This is a genomic window from Desulfovibrio sp. ZJ200, from assembly GCF_011039095.1.
Taxonomy (GTDB): domain Bacteria; phylum Desulfobacterota; class Desulfovibrionia; order Desulfovibrionales; family Desulfovibrionaceae; genus Desulfovibrio.
In genome coordinates this window covers 1-21,991 of sequence record NZ_JAAKEH010000048.1, presented here as the reverse complement: position 1 = coordinate 21,991, position 21,991 = coordinate 1, and the positions used below count along the sequence as shown (strand labels likewise).

General features: G+C 62.3%; 12 protein-coding genes. 10 read left to right on the top strand and 2 right to left on the bottom strand.

All coding sequences use genetic code 11. From position 1 onward, the window contains the following. Positions 1-474: 474 nt before the first annotated feature. Positions 475-1,062, bottom strand: a complete 588-nt coding sequence (locus G7Y52_RS12100) for an OmpH family outer membrane protein (RefSeq protein ID WP_241159733.1) — start codon at positions 1,060-1,062, stop codon at positions 475-477. A 338-nt stretch (positions 1,063-1,400) separates the two neighbouring features. After that, positions 1,401-2,522 carry a transglycosylase SLT domain-containing protein gene (locus tag G7Y52_RS12095; RefSeq protein WP_165072286.1) on the bottom strand — a complete coding sequence of 374 codons (1,122 nt, stop codon included), beginning with the start codon at positions 2,520-2,522 and terminating at the stop codon, positions 1,401-1,403. 311 nt (positions 2,523-2,833) lie between these two features. Between G7Y52_RS12095 and G7Y52_RS12090 the strand changes: the two genes are divergently transcribed. From G7Y52_RS12090 to G7Y52_RS12045, 10 genes are all read left to right on the top strand, one after another. Then, a complete protein-coding gene (locus tag G7Y52_RS12090) occupies positions 2,834-3,994 on the top strand; it encodes a hypothetical protein (protein WP_241159732.1) in 1,161 nt (386 codons plus the stop codon). Between the two features lies 1 nt (position 3,995). Beyond that, on the top strand, positions 3,996-5,831 hold the full coding sequence (locus G7Y52_RS12085) for a SulP family inorganic anion transporter (RefSeq protein WP_165072284.1): 1,836 nt from the start codon (positions 3,996-3,998) through the stop codon (positions 5,829-5,831). Further along, on the top strand, positions 5,828-6,838 hold the full coding sequence (locus tag G7Y52_RS12080) for a tRNA-dihydrouridine synthase family protein (RefSeq protein ID WP_165072282.1): 1,011 nt from the start codon (positions 5,828-5,830) through the stop codon (positions 6,836-6,838). Before G7Y52_RS12085 ends, G7Y52_RS12080 begins: the two co-directional genes overlap by 4 nt. Before the next feature lie 100 nt (positions 6,839-6,938). Beyond that, on the top strand, positions 6,939-7,805 hold the full coding sequence (gene ispH, locus G7Y52_RS12075) for a 4-hydroxy-3-methylbut-2-enyl diphosphate reductase (protein ID WP_165072280.1): 867 nt from the start codon (positions 6,939-6,941) through the stop codon (positions 7,803-7,805). Positions 7,806-7,917: 112 nt separating this feature from the next. Beyond that, entirely contained in the window at positions 7,918-8,928 is a 1,011-nt protein-coding gene (locus G7Y52_RS12070; RefSeq protein WP_165072278.1) for a chemotaxis protein, read from the top strand. Between the two features lie 142 nt (positions 8,929-9,070). Continuing rightward, complete coding sequence (gene selB, locus G7Y52_RS12065) at positions 9,071-11,029, top strand: selenocysteine-specific translation elongation factor (RefSeq protein WP_165072276.1); 1,959 nt, start codon at positions 9,071-9,073, stop codon at positions 11,027-11,029. A gap of 135 nt (positions 11,030-11,164) precedes the next feature. Further along, positions 11,165-12,874, top strand: coding sequence for an FAD-dependent oxidoreductase (locus tag G7Y52_RS12060; protein WP_165072274.1), 1,710 nt, complete (start codon positions 11,165-11,167; stop codon positions 12,872-12,874). Positions 12,875-13,494: 620 nt separating this feature from the next. After that, the gene (gene nifJ / locus G7Y52_RS12055) at positions 13,495-17,043 is read left to right on the top strand and encodes a pyruvate:ferredoxin (flavodoxin) oxidoreductase (protein WP_165072272.1); all 3,549 of its coding nucleotides are present in this window, start codon (positions 13,495-13,497) and stop codon (positions 17,041-17,043) included. A gap of 537 nt (positions 17,044-17,580) precedes the next feature. Then, positions 17,581-19,680 carry a phosphate acetyltransferase gene (pta, locus tag G7Y52_RS12050; protein ID WP_165072270.1) on the top strand — a complete coding sequence of 700 codons (2,100 nt, stop codon included), beginning with the start codon at positions 17,581-17,583 and terminating at the stop codon, positions 19,678-19,680. Positions 19,681-19,924: 244 nt separating this feature from the next. Further along, the gene (locus G7Y52_RS12045; RefSeq protein ID WP_165072268.1) at positions 19,925-21,136 is read left to right on the top strand and encodes an acetate kinase; all 1,212 of its coding nucleotides are present in this window, start codon (positions 19,925-19,927) and stop codon (positions 21,134-21,136) included. Positions 21,137-21,991 lie beyond the last annotated feature (855 nt).

Below are 21,991 nucleotides of genomic sequence, written 5' to 3'. Positions count from 1 at the left end.
GTAGCCGTTAGCAAGCTTTGCTTGCTTACGGATAGCGACAGCGGTTGCGTTGACTGGCTGCCGCAGTAACCAGTTGCTGTCTTCATCCGTAGCTTCCTTCGTCGCAACGGCTGAAGCCTGGACGCGAGATGATGGCAGCGCCGCTTTTGAAATTGAATAATTTCAAAAGCAAAATGCTCTAGAGCGGTTTGCTGTTGAAAACGGCAACCGCTCTATAAAAAACATCCTCGCCTCGGCCTAGAGCAGATTACCTTTGACTTTTTATGAAAGTCAAAGGTGGCATTCAGGCGAAAAACGCGGTTTTCGCCTGAATGTACGCCGCGTTGCGGCGGCTGCCGCTTTCGCGTCAGCAGAGCATTTTCAAAGAGAAAATGCTCTAACGCGGGCCACGGGCGCGGCTACCCGGCATACAATAAAAAAGGTCTCGGGCCGCAGACAGCGGCACGAGACCTGAACGATCGTCCGAAAGAATTCTTATTTGCCGTTGCCCTTGGCAGGCTTGCCGTTCTGCGGCGCCGGGGTCTGGGCTTTATCCTGTGCCGCGGGCCGATCCTCTGCCGGGGCGGGAGCCGCTTCAGCCTCGGGCGCCGCCTTTGCGGCGGCCACAGGCTTGAAATCAAGCTTCTGCTTGTTCACTTCCGCGATGAGCGCCGTGGTCACATCCACCTTGGGATTGAACGAGGCAGCCCCTTCGGTGTTCAAAATAACGTCATAGCCCTTTTGCTCGCGATAGGCGTTCACAGTGCGCTGCACGGCGTCATAGAGCAGATTGACCACATTCTGCTGCTCGGCCTGCATGCGCTGCTGCGAGGCTATGTACACGCTTTGCAGTTCTTTCTGCGCGGCTTCGTCCTTGGGATCTTTTTCCAGCCGCCCCTGGATTTCATTGAGCTTGCCCTGCATTTCGGCCTGCAGGCCTTCCAGGAACTTCACGCCCGCCTTGCCCGGCTCGCTGTCGCGCATGATGCGCGCCATATCCACCACCGCCAGCTTGGGTTGGGCGGCATTCTCGGTCTGCTGGCAAGCCAGAAGCATAAAGCTCAACACAAAAAACAGAGGCATGAAAAAACGGATTCGCATAGTGGTAAGCACTCCTCTCAGGTATAATGGTCCCGCGAACCCGTTACAACGGCATTGCGGGGAGATGGTCTCCGGCTCAGGCAACCGCCGAAGCATCCCGGATCTGCGCCGGCGGCGCGCAAAGCCGCTGTGGCGCATACGGATATAGCCAATCCGTTTTGCATACGTTTTTTTTGCGCACAGCTCAACAGTTTTTTATCCTCCTGAAGCTGGATGACCCGGAGCGCGTCTGGAAACGCAGGAATTCCGCCGCGCCGGCAAGGAAACAGATCCTTTGTACGCAGGGAACGCAGGCCTGCCTCAGCATCCGGAACACGCTTTCAGCGCAGTTCGGCAAACTGGCCTTTCATCCGCTGCACCTTGGCCACATAAAAACGGGTCTCGCGGACAGGCAGGCGCAAGGTCAGATCTTCGTAGAGCGCCTGCGGGCTCATGGCGTTGATCCGGGCCACGGCTTCCTCGTTGCTGGCGCCGTAGAGGCGCAGAAAACGGTTGGGCCCCATATTGTAGGCCGCCACCGCACAATACTCCCGGGCCAGCGGATCGCGCACCCCGGAAAAATACCGGGTGAGCAGAATATGCAGGTAGGCCGTGCCGTAACGGATATTGATCTCAGGCACGCGCAGCTCGTCGAAACTCACGTCGCCGCGGCGGCCGTACAAAAAACGGTGCACCTCGTCGCTGGCTGTGCTCGGCAGAAGCTGCATAAGGCCCATGGCCGACTTGTTGCTGATCAGGCCCGGCGAAAAATCGCTTTCGCTGTGGATGATGGCGTAGACAAGTTCGGTGCTCAGATTATAGCGCCGGGCGAAATTCTCCACCAATTGCCGGTAGCGCCGGGCCCTGGCCAGCAGACTGCCGCCCGCGCCGGAGCCTGAGGCGAACATTTCGCCGGCCGGTTTTCTTTCTGCCGGGGCTTGCAGGTTAACGGGGGTATAGCCCTCAAGCCAGGCCTCGTCCGCAAGCCAGCGCAAGGGACGGCCAAAAGCGTCCAGGGCATCCCCGTACCCGCGCGGTTGGGCCGCCACGAGCAGCGGCATGGAAGCGCCATCCAGGACCAGAAGCGGCGCCAGCTCCGGCAGCTCGGCCTCTTCGCCGAAAAGAATGTCCCCGTCGCCCATGTCCAGGCGCACGCCGCTCTTCTCGAAAGTGATTATCTGATCCCGGGCGGCCGTATCGGCCTGGTCGGGCCGCTGTTCAGGAGGACGCGGGGCATCCTGCGCCGGAGCGGGCCCGCGGATGGCCCACAGGCGCGTGCCGTCGCCCTGCGGGAGGATCGGCTCGGGCAAATCCTCCGGGCGCAGGCTGATCACATGATCACTGGCCCGGCGGCGCACTTCCGGCCCCTCGCTGTGCGGCACAAAACCCGCGAGCATCCCCAGCAGGATCAGAGCGCTGCCGAGGCATAGCGAAATAATCAGAATGGTTCTGCGGGACGTCATGGGCGTATCCTTGGCCTGTTCTTCTGCTGTCCGGCGCGGGTGCGCCGAGAGATTTTTTTTGTTTTAATGCAATTATCCTGCCAAATCAAAAATGCCCCATATTTTTTCAATGAAATAAAGATGAAGAAAAAAATTTCACAAGCTTTCGGTCAAAAAAATGAACCCCATTGACCCAGGCCCGCTTCCGGCCTATGCTGCTGATCCCATGCCGCCCGCTGGCGCGGGAGCGCAAAACCCGCGGCATGATCCGGCATGGGGGAAGGATCGCCCTTTTTCAACAGCAAAAGGCGGCAAGCGCCAGAGCGGCTGCCATGCCGCAGCGTATCGTGCTCCAGGAGCAGAGGCAAATCGTGTCACACCAGGCAGCAAAGCATGTGCGCGAAGATATAACGCGACTTTTGCAATACGCGCCTCCCGAAATGCGCGCCGCGATCCTCGGCCTGTTGCCCGCGGCCAAGCGCACGCTTGATTCCGGCTACCATCCGGACGTGCGCCGCGTGCCCCTCAAAAGCTGGCGCTGCCTTTTGCAACTGCTGGCCTCCGTGACGTCCATGCAAAGCGACACCGAAACCCTGCTGCGGGTTTCCAACGATCTGCTTTCCATTGCCGACCGCATGGCCCCGCCCGGCGAAGTTCTGCGCCAGAGCGCCGAGGTTCTGGTGCATGCCCTGCACGCGGATCTGTATGTCTGCCGCCTGCGCAACGCCAGGGGCGAATGGGTGACCCAGGCCGCCAATCACGTGCGCGGCGAGAGCATCCCCATAGTGGCGCCCATGCTGGATGAGAGCCTGCGCAAACATCCGGTCATGAGCGCGGTTCTGGAAGGGCATATCCGCTATGTGGTTTCCAACAACTTGCAGGGCCTGGAGCGTGGGGGCGGCTCTTTGGACTGCGTGATCTACAAGGAAGGCTATCGCTCGCGTCTGGCTTTTGTGCTGCGGGAGCGCAACGACCGCCCGGCTTTCGGGCTTGTGCAGCTCTACACCAAGCGCGAGTACGGCTTTGAAGCCTACGACGAGCGCTTTCTTTCCAAATGCGCGCGCATCGTCTCCCTGACTGTGGGCCGCCGCGTGGCCGTGGCCCGCGACACCCTGGAAAAAGCCGCCGGGGCTATGGCCCATTACGGCAACAACGCGCTCAATGTGATGCGCAACCAGGCAGAATACTGCGGCGAGCTGGTGGAGGACATCGACGCCAACCTGGCCCGTGCACTGCGGATCTCGCGGGCGCTTCTGGCCGAATTTCCCGAGGACTCGCGCGGCCGCTTTCTGGCTCTGGAGCTGGAGAGCATTCTGGCCCGCGGCGATCTCACGGAGCTGGCAGGGCATCTGGGCGGCGTCCTGGAAGGCACGCGGCGCATGACCCGGATCATCAATTCGCTCAAAAAATCCGCCGAGCGCCCCCGTTTGCTGCACTATGCCCTGGGGCACGACGTGCTCAAGCTGGAAGACGACATCCGCCACGAGGATTGAGATGCGCGCCGCGACCTTCCTGCCCTTTCTGGACACGCTGAAAACGTATACCGCCCGGGATTTCCGCGCGGATCTGACGGCCGCGCTGACCGTGACGCCCATGGCCATTCCCCAGGCCATGGCCTATGCCCTGATTGCGGGCGTGCATCCGCAGTACGGCATTTACGCCTGCATGCTGCCGGTGATCGTGGCCGCGCTCTGGGGGTCGGCCCGCTACCTGGCAGCCGGGCCCACCAATGCCATTTCCATGGTGCTTTTTTCCACCATGGCCACAGTCAGCGTGGGCGGCACGCTGATCGCCAGCCTGCCGCAGGAAGCGCGCATGGCCTATGTCTTCGGCCTGGCCCTGCTCTGCGGGCTGATCCAGGTGGGCATGGGCCTGGCGCGTCTGGGCGATCTGGCCAACTTCATCTCCCATTCGGTCATGGTCGCATTTTCCACCGGCGCGGCCCTGCTGATCGCCGCAGGCCAGCTCAAGACGGTTCTGGGGCTGCCCGGCCCCAAGCCCGCGGGCTTTTTCCCGCAACTGGGCATGGCCGCGCGGCAACTCGGGCAGATCAATTACTGGAGCCTGGGGCTGGCCCTGCTGACCATTGCCCTCATTCTGCTGCTGCGCAACAGCATTTCCCGGCGCTTCCCGGCCACGCTGGCGGCCCTGGCCCTGGTGAGCCTGATCGCGGACGGTTTGCAGGCAACCGCCAACGGCGTGGCGCTGGTGGGGCCCATACCCAGCATCATCCCGCCGCTCTCCCTGCCCCCGGCCTTTGATCTCACCGCGCTGGGGGAGCTGTTCATGCCCGCCCTGGCCATTGCCCTGCTGGGCACGGTGGAATCCCTGGCCATCGGCAAGCAGATGGCCGACATCAAGGGCGACGTGTTCAACGGCAGCCAGGAGCTCATCGGCCAGGGCCTCGGCAATATCGCGGCCGGGCTGACCTCGGGCATTCCGGGCTGCGGTTCCTTCACCCGCAGCGCGCTGGTCGTCACCTCGGGCGGCACTACGCGCATGGGAACCGTGTTTTCCGGCCTGCTGGTCCTGCCCATGCTCTTTGTGCTGGCCCCGCTGATCAGCTATCTGCCCATGCCCGCCCTGGGCGGCGTGCTGCTGCTGATCTCCTTCCAGATGATCGACAGGGAAGCCATCCGCCTCTGCCTGGTGGCTACGCGCGTGGATCGCGCCGTGCTTCTGTTCACCTTTGCCGCCACCCTGCTGCTGGATCTGGAACGGGCCATCTTCGTGGGCGTGCTGCTTTCACTGGTGCTTTTCATTTATAAAACCGCGCACCCGCGCGTGCGCAGGCTCAGACCCAATGATCCCCTGCTGCGCGACGCGCCGCCGGACATGCCGCCGGGCATTGCCGTCTACGTCATTGAGGGCACGCTCTTTTTCGGAGCCATTCATGAACTGGAGCGCCAACTGCGCGAGGAAGACCGCGAACCCGCCCGGCTGGTGGTCCTCCATCTGACCCGCGTGTTCTGGCTGGACGCCTCGGGCGCGCATGCGCTGGCCCAGTTCGTCGAACGCTGCTACGCGCACAGCGTGCCCGTGATTCTGGTGGTGGGCAGCCGCAATGTGCGCGATATTCTGCGGCGCACGGGCCTGCTGAGTTATCTGAGCTCCGGTTTTGTGGCTGAGACCATCAACGAGGGCCTGCGCCTGGCCGCAAATCTGCTCAGCCGGATCACCTGCCGGGACGACCGCTGCGCTGTACCCGCGCCGGATCTGCCGCCCGCTCCGCCCCCGGAAAAAACAGCCGCGGTCATGGCGGCCACGGCCAATGAAGGGGAGCCGCAAACAGCGTCCCCAAAACCAGCATCGGCAACAAAACAGCCATGAGCAAAATCCCGGCGCTTCCTGCCCCGCGCTGCCGCTGCCCGGCCAATCCGGCGCGCCTGCCTTTCGGGCCGGAGCACCCCTGGCTCGCGCCCCTGGCCGGATACAGCGATCTGCCTTTCCGCCTGCTCTGCCGGGAATACGGGGCCGCTGTCTGCGTGACCGAAATGGTCAGCGCCAAAGGCCTGATCTACGGCAGCCCGGGCACCGGCGCGCTGCTGGCCACCCTGCCAGAGGATCAGCCCCTGGTGGTCCAACTGTTCGGCAGCCAGGCCTCTTTTCTGCAACAGGCCGTGGAAGTGCTGCGCGAGGCGGGCTTCGGCTGGTTTGACCTGAACATGGGCTGCTCCGTGCCCAAGGTCATGCGCCAGGGCGCGGGCGCGGCCATGCTGGCGGACCCGGAAAACAGCCTGCGCGCGGCTGAAGCCATGCTGCGCGCCGCCGGGCCCGGCCGGGTGGGTTTCAAACTGCGCCTGGGCATCGGCGCGGAGCGCCCGGTCTGGGAAGATCTGGCCCTGCGCCTGGAGGATCTGGGCGCGGGCTGGCTGACGCTCCATCCGCGCTTTGCGCGCCAGGGCTTTGGCGGCGCGGCGGACTGGACGGCCCTGGCCCGGCTTGCGCCGCGTTTATCCCTGCCCCTGCTGGCCAGCGGGGACTTGTTCAGCGCGGTCGATGGCCTGCGCTGCCTTGAGCAGACCGGCGTCAGCGGCGTGATGTACGCGCGCGGGGCCATGCACAATCCGGCTGTCTTTGCCGAGCACCGGGCCCTGTGCCGGGGTGGCGTCCCCGAAGCGCCCAACGTGGCCCGCCTGCGCGCCATGATCCGCCGCCACATGGAGCTTGCGCGCGCATACTGCCCGGGCAAGGCCGCGCTCTGGAAGATGCGCTCCGTGCTGCCCCGCTATGTGCGACTTCTGCCCGGCGCGCGGGCCTTGCGCCAGGAGCTTTGCCGCTGTACTGATTGGCAGGAGCTGGAAGACGCGCTGGAGACCTTTCTGCCGGAATCTTAGAGCGTTTTGCTGATGAAATTAGCTAAGCGCTCTAAATCACAATACGCTCTACACCGGGGACGCATTGCGCCTGAACCGACCCAGTGCCAAGGAGAAGAAAATGGACGTACTCCGCGCCAAAACAGCGGGCTTTTGCATGGGCGTGAGCCTGGCCCTGCAAAAGCTGGACACGGCCCTGGCCCAGGCCGCGACCACACCCGCCCGCAGCCCGCAAGGGCGCATCTGCACCCTGGGTCCGATCATTCACAATCCGCAGGTGCTCGCGGCCTATGAAGCCAGGGGCGTGGTCTGCGTGCGCGACACAGCGGACTTGCGACCGGGCGACGCGGTAATCATCCGCGCCCACGGCATCCCCCGCCAGGAGGAGGAAAAGGTGCGCGCCAGCGGCGCGCACATCACGGACGCCACCTGCCCCAAGGTCAAAAAGGCCCAGTTGGCCATTGCCCGCGCCACGCGCCAGGGCGCCGCCCTGCTGCTGTTCGGCGAGGCCGATCATCCGGAAGTGCGCGGCCTTGTCTCCTACGCGCTCGGTCCTGCCTGCGTCTTCGGCAGCCAAAAAGAACTTGAGCGCCTCATTCTGCCGGACAGGCAACGTTATGTGCTGGCCTCGCAGACCACCCAGGATCGCGAAACCTTCGCGGCTCTTGAAGAAATGCTGCGGGCGCGCTTTGCGGATCTCACGGTGCTTTCCACCATTTGCGACGCCACCCGCGAGCGGCAGGAAGAAGCGCGCAGCATTGCTTCGCGCGTGGATGTCATGGTAATCGTGGGGGGCAGACAAAGCGGCAATACCCGCAGACTGGCCGATGTGGCGGCCCTGAGCGGCATTGAGACCTTTCATGTGGAAAGCGTGGACGAGCTTGACGCTGAAAGATTTACGCAAAAATCGCGCGCAGGCCTAACGGCTGGCGCATCTACGCCGAAAAGTCTCATTGACGCCGCCCAGACCTGGCTGGCATCACTGTGATCACGCGGCGGGGCAACACGCAGCCCGCCGGGGCCGTTCGCGCCTGGGCGAATGCGGCTGCATGCCGCTTTTTCATGACGTGTATCTTGCGCAGCGTTTTTTCGGAGGCAGCATGGCTCAGACCAATATTCTCCTGGAAGCGGGCACCAATGAGCTTGAAGTGGTGGAATTTTATCTGGATGAAGTCGTCCCTTCATCCGGGGGCGACGGCGAAGAAACGCCCGAGGCCGGTCCCGCCGAGGAGGCCTACCGGGGCTTTTACGGCGTCAACGTGGCCAAGGTGCTGGAAATCATCCGCATGCCCAAGGTGACGGAACTGCCCGAAGTGCAGCATCCGAGCGTGCTCGGGGCTTTCAATCTGCGCTCGCGTATCATCCCCCTGGTGGATCTGGCCATGTGGCTGGGCAAAACGCATATCCAGACCGACGAGCAGCCCAAGACCATTGTGACGGAATTCAACAACGTGACCACGGCCTTCATGGTTTCCGGGGTCAACCGCATCCACCGGATCAGTTGGGAAAAGGTGGAGCCGCCCAACAAATATGTGGCCGCGGTTTCCAACAACACGGTCATCGGCGTGGTCAAGCTGGAGGAGCGCATCGTCTTTCTGCTGGATCTGGAAAAGGTGGTGGCCAATCTGAACCCCAAACTGGGGCTGCGCCTGGATGATCTCGGCGCGGACTGGACCAACGCCGGCTACCGCGCTCTGATTGCCGACGATTCGGCCCTGGTGCGCGAGATGCAGCGCGACCTGCTGGAAAAGGCGGGCTTTACCGTGGAAGTGGTATCCAACGGTCGCGCGGCCTGGGAACGGCTGGAAGAATTCCGGCGCCGCGCGGAAGAGGAAAAGCGCCCGATCACGGACTTTGTGCATGTGGTGGTCTCGGACATTGAAATGCCGATCATGGACGGCCTGAACCTGACCAACCGGATCAAAAGCGATCCCCTGCTCAAAAAGCTGCCGGTGCTGCTCTTTTCCTCCCTGATCACCGACAAGCTGCGCCACAAGGGCGAAAGCGTGGGCGCGGACGATCAGATTTCCAAGCCGGAAGTCACGCAGCTTGCCAGGCGCGCTCTGACCCTGATCAAGGAACGCGAGCAACCCGGGGACGCCCCGGCCTGAGCGGACATACCCACACCGGCTTGTTTTTCTTGCGGGGAATGCGCTTGCGCATTCCCCGTTTTTTATGCTCCGGCCATTTGCAAAGCCGCAATCTCCCGTGTATGCTGGAGCAAACATCATCACGGCTGCGGGAGTGCGGACAATGGCTGTTGTGCTGGGCACGGCCGGACATATCGATCACGGCAAGACCTCTCTGGTGCGCGCGCTCACCGGCATGGACTGCGACCGCCTGGACGAGGAAAAACGCCGCGGCATCACCATTGAGCTGGGCTTCGCCTGGTTGGATCTGCCCGGGGGCGAACGCCTGGGCATCGTGGATGTGCCCGGCCACGAGCGCTTTGTGAAAAACATGGTGGCAGGCGCGGCGGGCGTGGATTTTGTCATGCTGGTCATTGCCGCGGACGAGGGCGTCATGCCCCAGACTCGCGAGCACCTGGAAATCTGCTCCCTGCTCGGCATCAACAGCGGTTTTGTGGCCCTGACCAAGATCGACATGGTTGATCCGGAATGGCTCGCGCTGGTTGAAGAAGACATTCGCCGCTTTCTGGAAGGCACATTTCTGGAGAGCGCTCCGCTTTTTCCTGTCTCCTCGGCCACGGGCCTGGGGCTGGACGCTCTCAGGGCCCATATCCTGCAAAACGCCGCAGCGCAGCCCGCCCGGCGGCGCAGCGATATTTTTCGCCTGCCTGTGGATCGCGTCTTCAGCATGAAAGGGCACGGCACGGTGATCACCGGCACCGTGATTTCCGGCGCGCTGAACAGCGGGGCCGAAATCTGCTTCATGCCGCCGGCATTGCCCGGCCGCGCGCGCGGCATGCAGCGCCACGGCACAAGCGTGGACAAGGTTTCGGCCGGGCAACGCTGCGCGGTCAACGTGCAGGGCCTGGATGTGCCGGAGATAGAGCGCGGTTTTGTGCTGGCCAGGCCGGGCGAGCTCTTTCCCTCCAAACGCTGGCTGCTCAGGCTGACCTGCCTGGCGTCGGCCCCGCGCCCCTTGCGGCAGCGGGCGGAAATCCATTTTCACCACGGCGCGCGAGAATGCGCGGCCCGCGTCGTCTTTTGGGCTCGCGACAGACTGACTCCCGGCGAGACGGCTCTGGCGGAAGTGCGCTTCGCGGAAGAAATGGTCGGCATTTTTGGCGATCATTGCGTGCTGCGGGCCTGCGCGCCCCTGCGCACAGTGGCGGGCGGCGTGCTGATCAGCCCCCTGCCGCCGGAATTGCGCCGCAAAGACCCGGAGCTGCCCGACAAACTGCGTTTGCTGGAACAGCTCCCCTCCTTGAGCGATCACGCCGCCACGACCGGGGGACGGCAGCGCGACGAAAGCCGCGCCGCCCTGATCGGCGCGGTGCTCGCGCTGCGCGGCGCGGGCGGGGCGAGCCGCGCGCAGCTCAAGGCGCTTACGGGCCTCGGCGCAAGCGCGCTGGACGCCGGCCTCAGCCTGCTTTCCGGCAAGGGCGAAGCCCTGTGCTGGGACAAGGAAAATCATTGCTGGATCAGCAAGGCGGCCTTTGACAGGCTGCTCGCCGGCGCTCTGGCGCGCGCCGCCGAACTGCACTGCAAGGAACCGCTCAAACCAGCTTTTTCGCGCAACGCCCTGTTGGCGGCCTGGAGCAAAAACCTGCCGCCGCGCCTGATCCAGAAGGTTCTGGACGCCGCGGTGAAAGCGGGCCGTCTGGCCGTGGCAGGCGAAGGTCTGCGCCTGCCCGGGCATACGGTGACCCTGGCTGCGGATCAGGCGGGCCTGCGCCAAAAGCTGTTGGAGGCCCATCAGCGCGCCGGCTTGACGCCGCCCAACGCCAGGGATCTGCTGGAAGAGCTCGGCTGTACTGTCAAAGAGGCCGCGCCCGTGCTGCGTTTGCTCTGCGAGCAAGGGGCGCTGGTCAAGGTGAAGGATGGCCTGTATTACGACGCGGCAACCCTGGGCGCGATTCTCGAACAGGTGCGGCAATGGTTCGGAAGCCATGAAAATCTTGACGTGGGCGGTCTCAAGGAAATTCTTGGGCTTTCCCGCAAGTACCTTATCGCCTTGCTGGAATATATGGATAATGAGCGGATAACCGTGCGCGTGGGCGATCAGCGCCGTTTCCGGGGGCGCTGAGGCAGTGTCGGCCGTCCCGGCCGCGGCGCGGATTGCCGCGATCCGGGGTGCGCAGGCTTCTCTTCCTCCAAAAGCCACAGCAGGGTGAAAATTCTCCAGACCGCAACATAATCTTATGTGAAGAGGAGAAAAGATATGCCTGAAAAAATTCTTATTGTGGGCGGCGTTGCCCTGGGCCCCAAAGCCGCATCCCGCTGCAAGCGTCTGATGCCGGACGCCGACGTGACCATTGTGGACGAAAATATCTACATTTCCTACGGCGGCTGCGGCATTCCCTATTATGTCTCCGGCGAGGTGCAGAATCTGGATGATCTGCGCGCCACCCCCTACCATACGGTGCGCGACCCGGAATTTTTCCGCAGCATGAAGGGCGTGACCGTACGCAACCAGACCAGGGCCCTGGCCATCGACCGCCAGGGCAAAACCCTGCTGGTCAGGGATGTGGTCAGCGGCAAGGAAGAAAAACTGCCCTACGACAAACTGGTTCTGGCCACGGGCGCGAGCCCGCGGGTGCCCCCGGTGGAAGGCAAAGACCTGCAAAACGTGCTCTCGCTCACCCGCCTGGAGGCCGCGGACGCGATCCGCACGGCCTGCCAGGAGGGCAGGATCAACGAAGCCGTGATTGTGGGAGGCGGCTTCATCGGCCTGGAAGCGGCCGTGGCCCTGGCCGACATGTGGGGCGTCAAGGTCAGCGTGGTGGAAATGATGGATCAGATCCTGCCGGGCGTGCTCTCGCGCTCGCTGGCCCGCATGGCCGCGCATGACTGCCAAAGCCACAAGGTTGACGTCTATACCGCTGAAAAGGTGCTCAGGCTGGAAGGCAAAAACGGCGCGGTGAGCAAAGTAGTCACCGACAGGCGCGAGCTCCCCGCCCAACTGGTCATCTTTGCCGCGGGCTTCATCCCCAACGGCCAACTGGCCAGGGACGCGGGCCTGGATGTGGCCCCCTTCGGCGGGGTGGTGGTGGACGAGCAGATGCGCACGTCCGATCCGGCCATCTACGCCGGCGGCGACTGCGTGGCCATCAAAAACCTCATCACCGGCAAGCCGGGCTATCTGCCCCTGGGCAGCCTGGCCAATCGTCAGGGCCGCGTCATCGGCACCAATCTGGCAGGCGGCAATGCGGTCTTCCCGGGCTATGTGGGCGCCTGGGCGGTGAAACTTTTCGGCCTTTCCTTCTGCGGCGCGGGCCTCACGCTTGAGCGCGCCCGCAAGGAAGGCTTTGACGCCGTGAGCGTCAGCGTGGAGCAACTGGATCGCGCTCACTTCTATCCCGAAAAGGATATGATGAGCCTGGAGCTGGTTGTGGACAAAGCCGACAGGCGCGTGCTGGGCATTCAGGGCGCCGGGCCGGCGGGCGACGCTCTCAAGGCCAGAGTGGACGCAGTGGCCGGGGTCCTGCAATATGCCAGGCCCACGGTGGAGGATATTTCCAATCTGGAAATCGCCTACGCGCCGCCGTTCGCCTCGGCCATGGACGTGGTCAACGTGGTGGCCAATGTGGCGGACAACGTGCTCGCAGGCCGCTTCAAGCCCGTCACCGGCGACGAATTCATGGAGCTCTGGAAAAACCGGGACCGGAACAGCGTCTTCTTTATTGACGCCCGCCCGGCCAAGGCCGGTCAGGCCATGCAGGCCGAGCACCCGGAATGGCATTCCATTCCCCTGGAAGAAATGGCGGCCAGAATCGACGAAGTGCCCAGGGATCGCCCGGTGGCCCTGATCTGCAACACGGGCCTGCGCGCTTACGACAGCCTGCTGATTCTGGCCCGCAACGGAATTACGGACACCGTCAATTCCACGGGCGGCATGCAGGCCCTCAACAAGATGGGTCTGAAACCATAACTTCGCTTTTACGCATAGACTCTTGCAGCTCCGCGCCCGACGCTCCTGCCGGCGCCAGCGGGCGCGGAGCTGTGGTATGCGCGCCGGAGCGCGCGTTTCACACGCACCATGCTCCAGGGCGTCGCCTCGCACCCGGTAACATGGCGCAATCGCAACAAAAAAATAATTTCACCCAAAATACGATTTTTTGACTGTTCAAACAAACAATTTTGTGCTAGAGGCTTGGCAAGCAATCCAACAGAGCAAGAGGGGCCGCGCAGGATTCGCCCTTTTGCAAGCCCCGGCCCAGACTCCCTGCGGGCAAACCGGCGGCCCGTTCCGGCACGGCTTCCCGCCGGGCACGGCATTGCGCCGCTTCAGGCGGTTGCGGCAGCCCATTTTTAATGGACGAGCACGGTGGGATTGGCTAAACTGCTTCATCCGCATCTTGATCCGCATCCTGGGACGAGACGAATTTTTTTCAAAACCGCCGCGCGCGGGCACGCCGGCACATGCGTCAGCACGCTCCGCACCCCGGCAACGCGCCTTTTTCGCACCACAAGACCAGACAGCCGGAGCACGGCCCCGGCAATTCATTGGGAACCAACATTGCGCGCCAGGGCGGCGCCAAGGAGGAACAGATGGCTAAAATGAAAACCATGGACGGCAATAACGCCACCACGCATATTGCCTACGCCCTGTCGGAAACGGCAGCCATTTACCCCATCACCCCTTCTTCGGTCATGGGCGAAGTTATGGACGAGATGGCGGCCCAGGGCAAAAAAAATCTGCTGGGGCAGACGGTCATTGTGCGCGAAATGCAATCGGAAGCAGGCGCGGCGGGCGTTGTGCACGGCATGCTCGCCGGGGGCAGCCTGACCTCCACGTTCACGGCCTCCCAGGGCCTTTTGCTGATGATTCCCAATATGTATAAAATCGCCGGCGAACTTTTGCCCGGCGTTTTTCATGTGGCGGCCCGCGCTCTGGCCTCCCACGCCCTGTCCATTTTCGGCGATCAGCAAGACGTGATGGCCTGTCGCCAGACCGGCTTCGCTTTTCTCTGCTCCTCCTCGGTGCAGGAGTGCATGGATCTTGCGCTGGTGGCCCATCTTTCGGCCATTGATTCCAGCGTGCCCTTCTGCCATTTCTTTGACGGCTTCCGCACCTCCCATGAGGTGCAGAAGATTGAAGTCATTGATTACGAGGACATCCGCGGCCTGGTGAACTGGGACAAGGTCGAGGAATTCCGCGCCAGCGCCATGAATCCGGAGCATCCGCACATCCGCGGCACGGCCCAGAACCCGGATATTTATTTCCAGAACCGCGAGGCCTCCAACCTCTATTACGAGGCCGTGCCCGCCATTGTGCTGGAAAACATGAAAAAGGTGGAATCCGTCACCGGCCGCCGCTACCGCCTCTTCGACTATGTGGGCCATCCGGAAGCCGACCGCGTGGTTATCAGCATGGGTTCCTCCTGCGAAGTCCTCGAGGAAACGGTCAATTACCTGAACAGCCGCGATCAGCGCGTGGGTCTGATCAAAACGCGCCTGTACCGCCCCTTCTCCACCGAGCATTTGCTGCGCGCCCTTCCGGCCACGGTCACCGCTCTCTCCGTGCTGGACCGCACCAAGGAGCCGGGCGCCCTGGGCGATCCGCTGTACCAGGATGTCTGCACCGCCTTTTTGGAAAAGGGCGAGGCGCCCACCATCGTGGGCGGCCGCTACGGCCTGGGCTCCAAGGATTTCACGCCGGGCATGGCCAAGGCCGTGTTCGACAACATGCTCGGCCTGCAGCCCAAGAACCACTTCACCGTGGGCATCAAGGACGATGTGACCAATCTTTCCCTTGACGTGGAAGACGAGATCGACACCGTGCCCGCGGGCACCGTGCAGTGCAAATTCTTCGGCATCGGCTCCGACGGCACCGTGGGCGCCAACAAGCAGGCCGTGAAGATCATCGGCGACAACACCGATATGTACGCTCAGGCCTACTTTGCCTATGACTCCAAGAAATCCGGCGGCCTGACCGTCTCGCATCTGCGCTTCGGCAAACAGCCCATCCAGTCTTCCTACCTGATCACCCAGGCCGACTACATTGCCTGCCACAAGGCCGCCTATGTGAATATGTACGACGTGCTGGACGGCATCAAGGAGGGCGGCACCTTTGTGCTCAACTCCAACTGGTCCCTGGCGGACATGGAAAGCCACCTGCCCGCGGCCATGAAGCGGATCATTGCCCGCAAGAAGCTTAAATTCTACAACGTGGACGCCGTGAAAGTCGCTCAGGAAGTGGGCCTCGGCGGCCGCATCAACATGATCATGCAGACGGCTTTCTTCAAGCTGGCCAACGTCATTGATTTCGACAGGGCCGTGGAGCTGCTCAAGGAATCCATCAAGAAGACGTACGGGCTCAAGGGCGACAAGATTGTGAACATGAACATCGCGGCCGTGGACAAGGGCGCGAACGCGCTGGAGGAAATCCGCTATCCCGCATCCTGGGCCGACGCCACGCAGGGCGCCGAGTCCTGCCACTGCGGCGATGACGAGTACATCCGCGACGTGGTGCGCCCCATCCTTTCCATGCGCGGCGACCAGCTGCCGGTCTCGGCCATGGAGCCCGCGGGCTTCATGCCCCTGGGCACCACCGCGTGCGAAAAGCGGGCCGTGGCCATCAACATCCCGGAATGGCAGCCGCAGAACTGCATCCAGTGCTATCAGTGCTCCTTTGTCTGCCCGCACGCCACCATCCGCCCGGTGCTGGCCACCGAGGACGAGCTGCAGGGCGCGCCCGCGAGCTTTGAAACCAAGGACGCCACCGGCAAGGAGCTCAAGGGCCTCAAGGTGCGCATCCAGGTCTATCCCGAAGACTGCGTCGGCTGCGGCTCCTGCGCCGACGTGTGCCCGGCCAAGGAAAAGGCCCTGGTCATGAAGCCCCTGGAAAGCCAGTTGGCAACCCAGAAAGCCAACCTGGCATTCGCCGAGGAGCATATCTCCCTCAAGGACAATCTGCTGCCCCGCGACACGCTCAAGGGCTCGCAGCTGCAGCAGCCCCTGCACGAATTCTCCGGGGCCTGCGGCGGCTGCGGCGAGACGCCGTACGTCAAGCTGCTCACCCAGTTGTTCGGCGAGCGGATGGTCGTGGCCAACGCCACGGGCTGCTCCTCCATCTGGGGCGCGTCCTCGCCCACGACTCCCTACTGCACCAACAAGGACGGCTTCGGCCCGGCCTGGGGCAACTCGCTCTTTGAAGACGCGGCCGAATACGGCTGCGGCATCGGCCTGGCCTATGTGCAGCGCCGCGCCCGCCTGGCCATGATTGTGGAAGAGGCCCTGAAGCAGGAGAATGTCCCCGCCGGGCTCAGGGAAGCCCTGCAGGGCTGGCATGATCACAAGGACGATCCCCAGGGCTCCCGCGAATACGGCGAGAAAATCCTGGCCAACCTGGACGGCTTCGACAGCCCTCTGGCCCGCCAGCTCTGGGATATGGACGACTTGTACACCAAGAAGAGCGTCTGGGTCTTCGGCGGCGACGGCTGGGGCTACGACATCGGCTACGGCGGCCTGGATCATGTGATGGCCTCGGGCGACGACATCAACGTGCTGCTGCTGGATACCGAAGTGTACTCCAATACCGGCGGCCAGTCCTCCAAATCCACGCCTCTGGGCGCGGTGGCCCAGTTCGCGGCCGGGGGCAAGCGCACCCGCAAAAAGGATCTGGGGCGCATGATGATGACCTACGGCTACGTCTATGTGGCTTCCGTGGCCATGGGCGCGGACAAGCAGCAGGTGCTCAAGGCCTTCCGCGAAGCCGAGGCCTACAAGGGCCCCTCGCTGATCATCGCCTACTCGCCCTGCATCAACCAGGGCCTGCGCAAGGGCATGGGCAAGAGCATGGAAGAAGCCAAAATGGCCGTGCAGACCGGCTACTGGCCCCTGTACCGCTACAACCCGGATCTGGCCAGGGAGGGCAAGAATCCCTTCCAGCTTGACTCCAAAGCGCCCGGCGCGGGCATGCAGGAATTCCTGCAGGGCGAAGTGCGCTTTGCCTCTCTGGACAAGACCAAGCCGGAAATCTCCAAGCAACTCAAAGCCGAACTGGCCAAGGAATATGCGGAGCGCTACGCGCTGTACAAGCAACTGGCGGACATGCCCCATCCCGCGCCGGCGGCAAGCGCGCCGGAAGTGGAATAGCAGGCCGCCGCGGAGAAAAATCCGCGCCGATCCGAAGCAGGCAGGAGCACGCGCTCTGACTGCCTTCCGCCGGACGGATGCGGGAAATGCCGGATGAAATGCGGCCCGCGCGACGCGCGGGCCGCGTCGGAATACGCAACAGGCAGGGCGCGGCGCGGACACGCCGCGCCCTTCACGTTTTCAGAGCATGTTGCCTTTTGAAAAGCCCTCGCTTCCGGCAGCCGCAAGAGCGCAGGCTCGTGACGCACAAAGCGGACGCCCGCTGCGAAAGCATACGCGCAATACATTTGCGCTCCCGCCTTGCCCCTGAACGAATCCTGGAGCTTTACGGGCAAGGCCCGAGCTGCATGCCGGACGTCTTCAACACTTTAAGATTGGACAATCTCAAAGGTACTCTGCCCTGGAGCGTTTTGCCAATGAAATCAGCCAAACGCTCTACGCGCCGGAGCGAGCGTTTCAAAAGCACCATACTCGAAGAACAGAACCGGCCGCATTGAGAAAAATGCACGCCGAATGCCGCCAGGCAACGGAGAACGTATGCATAACGCTCTTTATCTCACGGCCACCGGGCCGCTGACGGGCAAAAGCGCCATTGCGCTGGGCACCATGCAGATGCTCAGCCGCAATATGCGCAATGTGGCGATCTTTCGCCCGATCATCAACGAGCCCCAACTGGACGACCGCGACCCGGACATCAATCTGATGCTGGAGCATTTCCGGCTGGAGATGGATTATAAAGACACTTTCGCCTACACCCACCGCGAAGCGCGCGAAATCATCAATCAGGGCTCGCGCAATCTGCTTCTGGAAAATATTATCCAGAAATTCAAAAAAATCCTCCTGAAGCACGATTTCGTGCTCTGCGTGGGCACGGATTTTCTGGGCAAGGACCCGGTTTTCGAGTTTGAGCTCAACGCCGAAATCGCGGCCAATCTGGGCTGCCCGGTCATGCTGGTGACCAGCGGGGACACTGCCACGGCCGAGGAGGTGCGCCAGTCACTGCAAATGACCATGGACAGTCTGGAGCCGTATTCTCTGGACGTGATCGCCACGATCATCAACCGGGCCCATCTTTCCCAGACCGATCTGGACGAGCTGCGCGCCCAGTTCAGCCAGGAAGGCCGCCCGGCCCTGATTTACGCGGTGCCCAATGATCCGGCCATCGGCCGGGCCACAATGGGCGACGTGAAAAAGGGCCTGCAGGCCGAAGTCCTTTTCGGCGCGAACCGCATGGACACCCTGGTGGGCGACTATCTGGTGGCGGCCATGCATGTGGAGCATTTTCTGCAATATATCGCCAAGGATCAGCTGGTCATCTCGCCGGGCGACCGCACGGACATTCTGCTGGCGTCCATCGCCTCGCGCCTGTCCTCCTCCAAGCCGGACATTGCGGGCGTTCTGCTCACCGGCGGCCTGCGGCCCCCGGAGGAAGTCCGCAACCTGATCGACGGCTGGAGCGGCTCGCCCCTGCCCATTCTGCTCACCGAGTTTCATACCTACAGGGCCATCCTGGCCCTGCAGGAAGTGTACGGCCTGATCGAGCCCGGGGACATGCGCAAGATCAGCACGGTGCTGGGCCTTTTCGAGCACCATGTCAACGGCAAGGAAATCGCCAACCGTCTGGTCTGCAAACGCAGCAGCCGCATGACGCCCATGATGTTCGAATTCGAGCTGATCGAGCGCGCCAAAAGCCGCAAAATGCGCATTGTCCTGGCTGAAGGCACGGAAGGCCGCATCCTTCAGGCCACGGACATTTTGCTGCGGCGCGAGGTGGCGGAGATCATTCTGCTCGGGAACGTGGACAAAATCCGCAAAAAAGCCAGCGACTTGGGCCTGGACATCAGCGGGGCCACCCTGATCGACCCCGTGAAATCGCCCAAATTCGACGACTATGCCCAGACCTACTACGAGCTGCGCAAAGCCAAGGGCATCACCCTGGAGCACGCCCGCGACGTGATGAGCGACGCCACGTACTTCGCCACCATGATGGTCAAGAAGGACGACGCCGACGGCATGGTTTCCGGCTCGGTGAACACCACGGCGCACACCATCCGCCCGGCTTTTGAGTTCATCAAGACCAAGCCCGGCTACTCCGTGGTTTCCTCGGTCTTTCTGATGTGCCTCAAGGATCGGGTGCTGGCCTTCGGCGACTGCGCGGTGAACCCCAACCCCACGGCGCAGCAACTGGCGGAAATCGCGGTGGCCTCGGCCCATACGGCCGAGGTTTTCGGCATTGAGCCGCGCGTGGCCATGCTTTCCTATTCCACCGGCACCTCCGGCAAGGGGGCGGACGTGGACGTGGTGGTTGAAGCCACCCGCATCGCCAGGGAGATGGCTCCGGATCTGGCCCTGGAAGGCCCCTTGCAGTACGACGCGGCCATTGACCCCACTGTGGCCAAGACCAAGATGCCGGACAGCCTGGTGGCCGGCAAGGCCACGGTCTTCATCTTCCCGGATCTGAACACGGGCAACAACACCTACAAAGCCGTGCAGCGCGCGGCCCAGGCCGTGGCCATCGGCCCGGTGCTCCAGGGCCTGAACAAGCCGGTCAATGATCTCTCCCGCGGTTGCACTGTGCCGGACATTGTAAACACCGTGGCCATCACGGCCGTGCAGGCTTCTGCCGAAAAAGCCTGAAAAACCGTTTGCAGGGCAGGGGCGCGGCTGCGCTCCTGTCCTTTTCATTTTAGAGCGTTTTTGCTCATGAAATGAGCTAGAGCGGATTACCTTTGACTTTTTATGAAAGTCAAAGGTGGCATTCAGGCGAAAAACGCGGTTTTCGTCTGAATGTACGCCGCGTTGCGGCGGCTGCCGCTTTCGCGTCAGCAGAGCATTTTCAAAGAGAAAATGCTCTAACAAACAGGCAGACAAAGGAAAAAATATGAAAGTTCTGGTGATCAACGCGGGCTCCTCGTCGTGCAAATATCAGCTTTTGGAAATGGACACCCAAACCGTGCTCTGTTCCGGCGTGGCCGAGCGCATCGGGCAGGAGAACGGCTGCCTGACCCACAAAATCGCGCCGGATACGGACAAAGCGGAAAAAACAATCCGCGAAGCGCCCTTCCCCACCCATGTGCAGGCCATGGAGCTGGTCATTGCTCTGCTCACCGATCCGAAAATCGGGGTGATCAAAGACAAAAGCGAAATTTTCGCCATCGGCCACCGCGTGCTGCACGGCGGCGAGTCCATCACCGACCCGGTGCTCGTGGATCAACATGTCAAGGACATCATCAAAGAGTGCTTTTTGCTCGGCCCCCTGCATAACCCGGCCAACCTGATGGGCATTGAGGTGGCGGAAAAGCTCTTCCCGGGCGTGCCCAACGTGGCGGTCTTCGATACGGAGTTCGGCATGGGCATGCCGCCGGAAGCCTATATGTACGCCCTGCCCTGCGAGCTGTATGAGGAGCTCAAAATCCGCCGCTACGGCTTCCACGGCACTTCCCACAAGTATATTGCCAGAAAGACCGCCGAATATCTGGGAAAACCGCTGGGCGAGCTGCGCTCCATCACCATGCATCTGGGCAACGGCTCATCCATGAGCTGCGTCAGGGATGGCAAATGCTTTGACACCAGCATGGGCCTGACCCCGCTGGAAGGCCTGATCATGGGCACGCGCTGCGGCAGCATTGACCCGGCCATTGTGCCCTTTGTCATGGAAAAGAAAGGGCTCGGCCCGGCTGAGGCCGACATTTTGATGAATAAAAAATCCGGCCTGCTCGGCCTGTGCGGCTACACGGACATGCGCGACGTGCACGCCCAGGTGGAAAAGGGCGACAAGCGCGCCGAGCTGGCTCTCAGGATGCTGGTGCGCAGCATCAGGAAGACCCTGGGCTCCTATGTCTTTCTGCTGGACGGCAAGGTGGACGCCCTGGTCTTTACCGCGGGCATCGGCGAAAATGACGATATCGTGCGCGCCGCTGTCTGCGAGGGCCTGGACGGCCTGGGCATCAGGCTTGACCCCGCGGAAAACAATACGCGCAAGCCCGGCGCGCGCGCCATCTCCACCCCGGACAGCAAAATCCCTGTGCTGATCATCCCCACCAACGAGGAATTGCAGATCGCCCAGGCCACCCTGGAAGTGCTGGGCAAGTAGAGCGTTTTGCTCATGAAATGAGCTCAACGCTCCAGGCCGACAAAAACATGCGGGGATCGGTGTTCAGCACATCGGTCAATCTGCGGGCCGTCTGCCTGCCGATGGGCCGCTTGCCCGTCTCCATTTCGGAGATGTGATTGCGCGGCACGCCCGCAGAAAACATTGCCGGGCGGGGAGAATCGGCATATACGGAACGGGCACGGCTACCCCCTCCCTGATCTGCGCCCGGCACGGCGCAAACCATCAAAGGGGGTGCCGCATGAGACGCTTTGTCGTCCTGGTGTTGCTGGTACTCCTCGCCCTGCTGCTGCGGGGCGACAGTCGGCCATAAAAGGCTGGCCCCGTATCAGCGAGCACTGATACGGGGCCGAACGGTTTAGTCACCTAGTAGGTAGCCGTGCACGGGGGCGCAAACCGCGCCGTGCCAGCCCCGGTTTCTGTTGACGCAGGAGCCGGGGTTCCCTTTTCAGATAAACCCTTCCTGCCCGATTGGCAAGTGTCAGGCCGGGCCCGGATCAGGTAGCGCGCGGCCACAGTTACAGGGCGGTTTTCTTCTGCGGTTGGTACGGCACGGCTGGATGAAAAAGTCAGGTTGGTAAAATAACTGCCTCCATACGATCCTCCGCTCTCTCTGATTTGAATTTCAGATGGTTAAGGTGTAATTTCCATTGAAAACATGAATATCTCCATCTGTCCGGCATCTTGCCCATCGGGCATTACTCAGATAGGATAGTTATGGGAAAAGAACGCGTGCCGCATGATTCCGCGTACAAGCAGTTTTTCAGCAATCCTGAAATGGTGGAATCGCTGTTACGGGATTTTGTCCCCGCCGATTTCATCGCGGACTTGGATTTT

Excerpts from the sequence above, each read along its gene's own strand:
- G7Y52_RS12100 (WP_241159733.1), bottom strand. The coding sequence starts at position 1,062 with ATGCCTCTGTTTTTTGTGTTGAGCTTTATGCTTCTGGCTTGCCAGCAG.
- G7Y52_RS12095 (WP_165072286.1), bottom strand. The coding sequence starts at position 2,522 with ATGACGTCCCGCAGAACCATTCTGATTATTTCGCTATGCCTCGGCAGC.
- G7Y52_RS12090 (WP_241159732.1), top strand. The coding sequence starts at position 2,834 with ATGCCGCAGCGTATCGTGCTCCAGGAGCAGAGGCAAATCGTGTCACAC.
- G7Y52_RS12085 (WP_165072284.1), top strand. The coding sequence starts at position 3,996 with ATGCGCGCCGCGACCTTCCTGCCCTTTCTGGACACGCTGAAAACGTAT.
- G7Y52_RS12080 (WP_165072282.1), top strand. The coding sequence starts at position 5,828 with ATGAGCAAAATCCCGGCGCTTCCTGCCCCGCGCTGCCGCTGCCCGGCC.
- ispH (WP_165072280.1), top strand. The coding sequence starts at position 6,939 with ATGGACGTACTCCGCGCCAAAACAGCGGGCTTTTGCATGGGCGTGAGC.
- G7Y52_RS12070 (WP_165072278.1), top strand. The coding sequence starts at position 7,918 with ATGGCTCAGACCAATATTCTCCTGGAAGCGGGCACCAATGAGCTTGAA.
- selB (WP_165072276.1), top strand. The coding sequence starts at position 9,071 with ATGGCTGTTGTGCTGGGCACGGCCGGACATATCGATCACGGCAAGACC.
- G7Y52_RS12060 (WP_165072274.1), top strand. The coding sequence starts at position 11,165 with ATGCCTGAAAAAATTCTTATTGTGGGCGGCGTTGCCCTGGGCCCCAAA.
- nifJ (WP_165072272.1), top strand. The coding sequence starts at position 13,495 with ATGGCTAAAATGAAAACCATGGACGGCAATAACGCCACCACGCATATT.
- pta (WP_165072270.1), top strand. The coding sequence starts at position 17,581 with ATGCATAACGCTCTTTATCTCACGGCCACCGGGCCGCTGACGGGCAAA.
- G7Y52_RS12045 (WP_165072268.1), top strand. The coding sequence starts at position 19,925 with ATGAAAGTTCTGGTGATCAACGCGGGCTCCTCGTCGTGCAAATATCAG.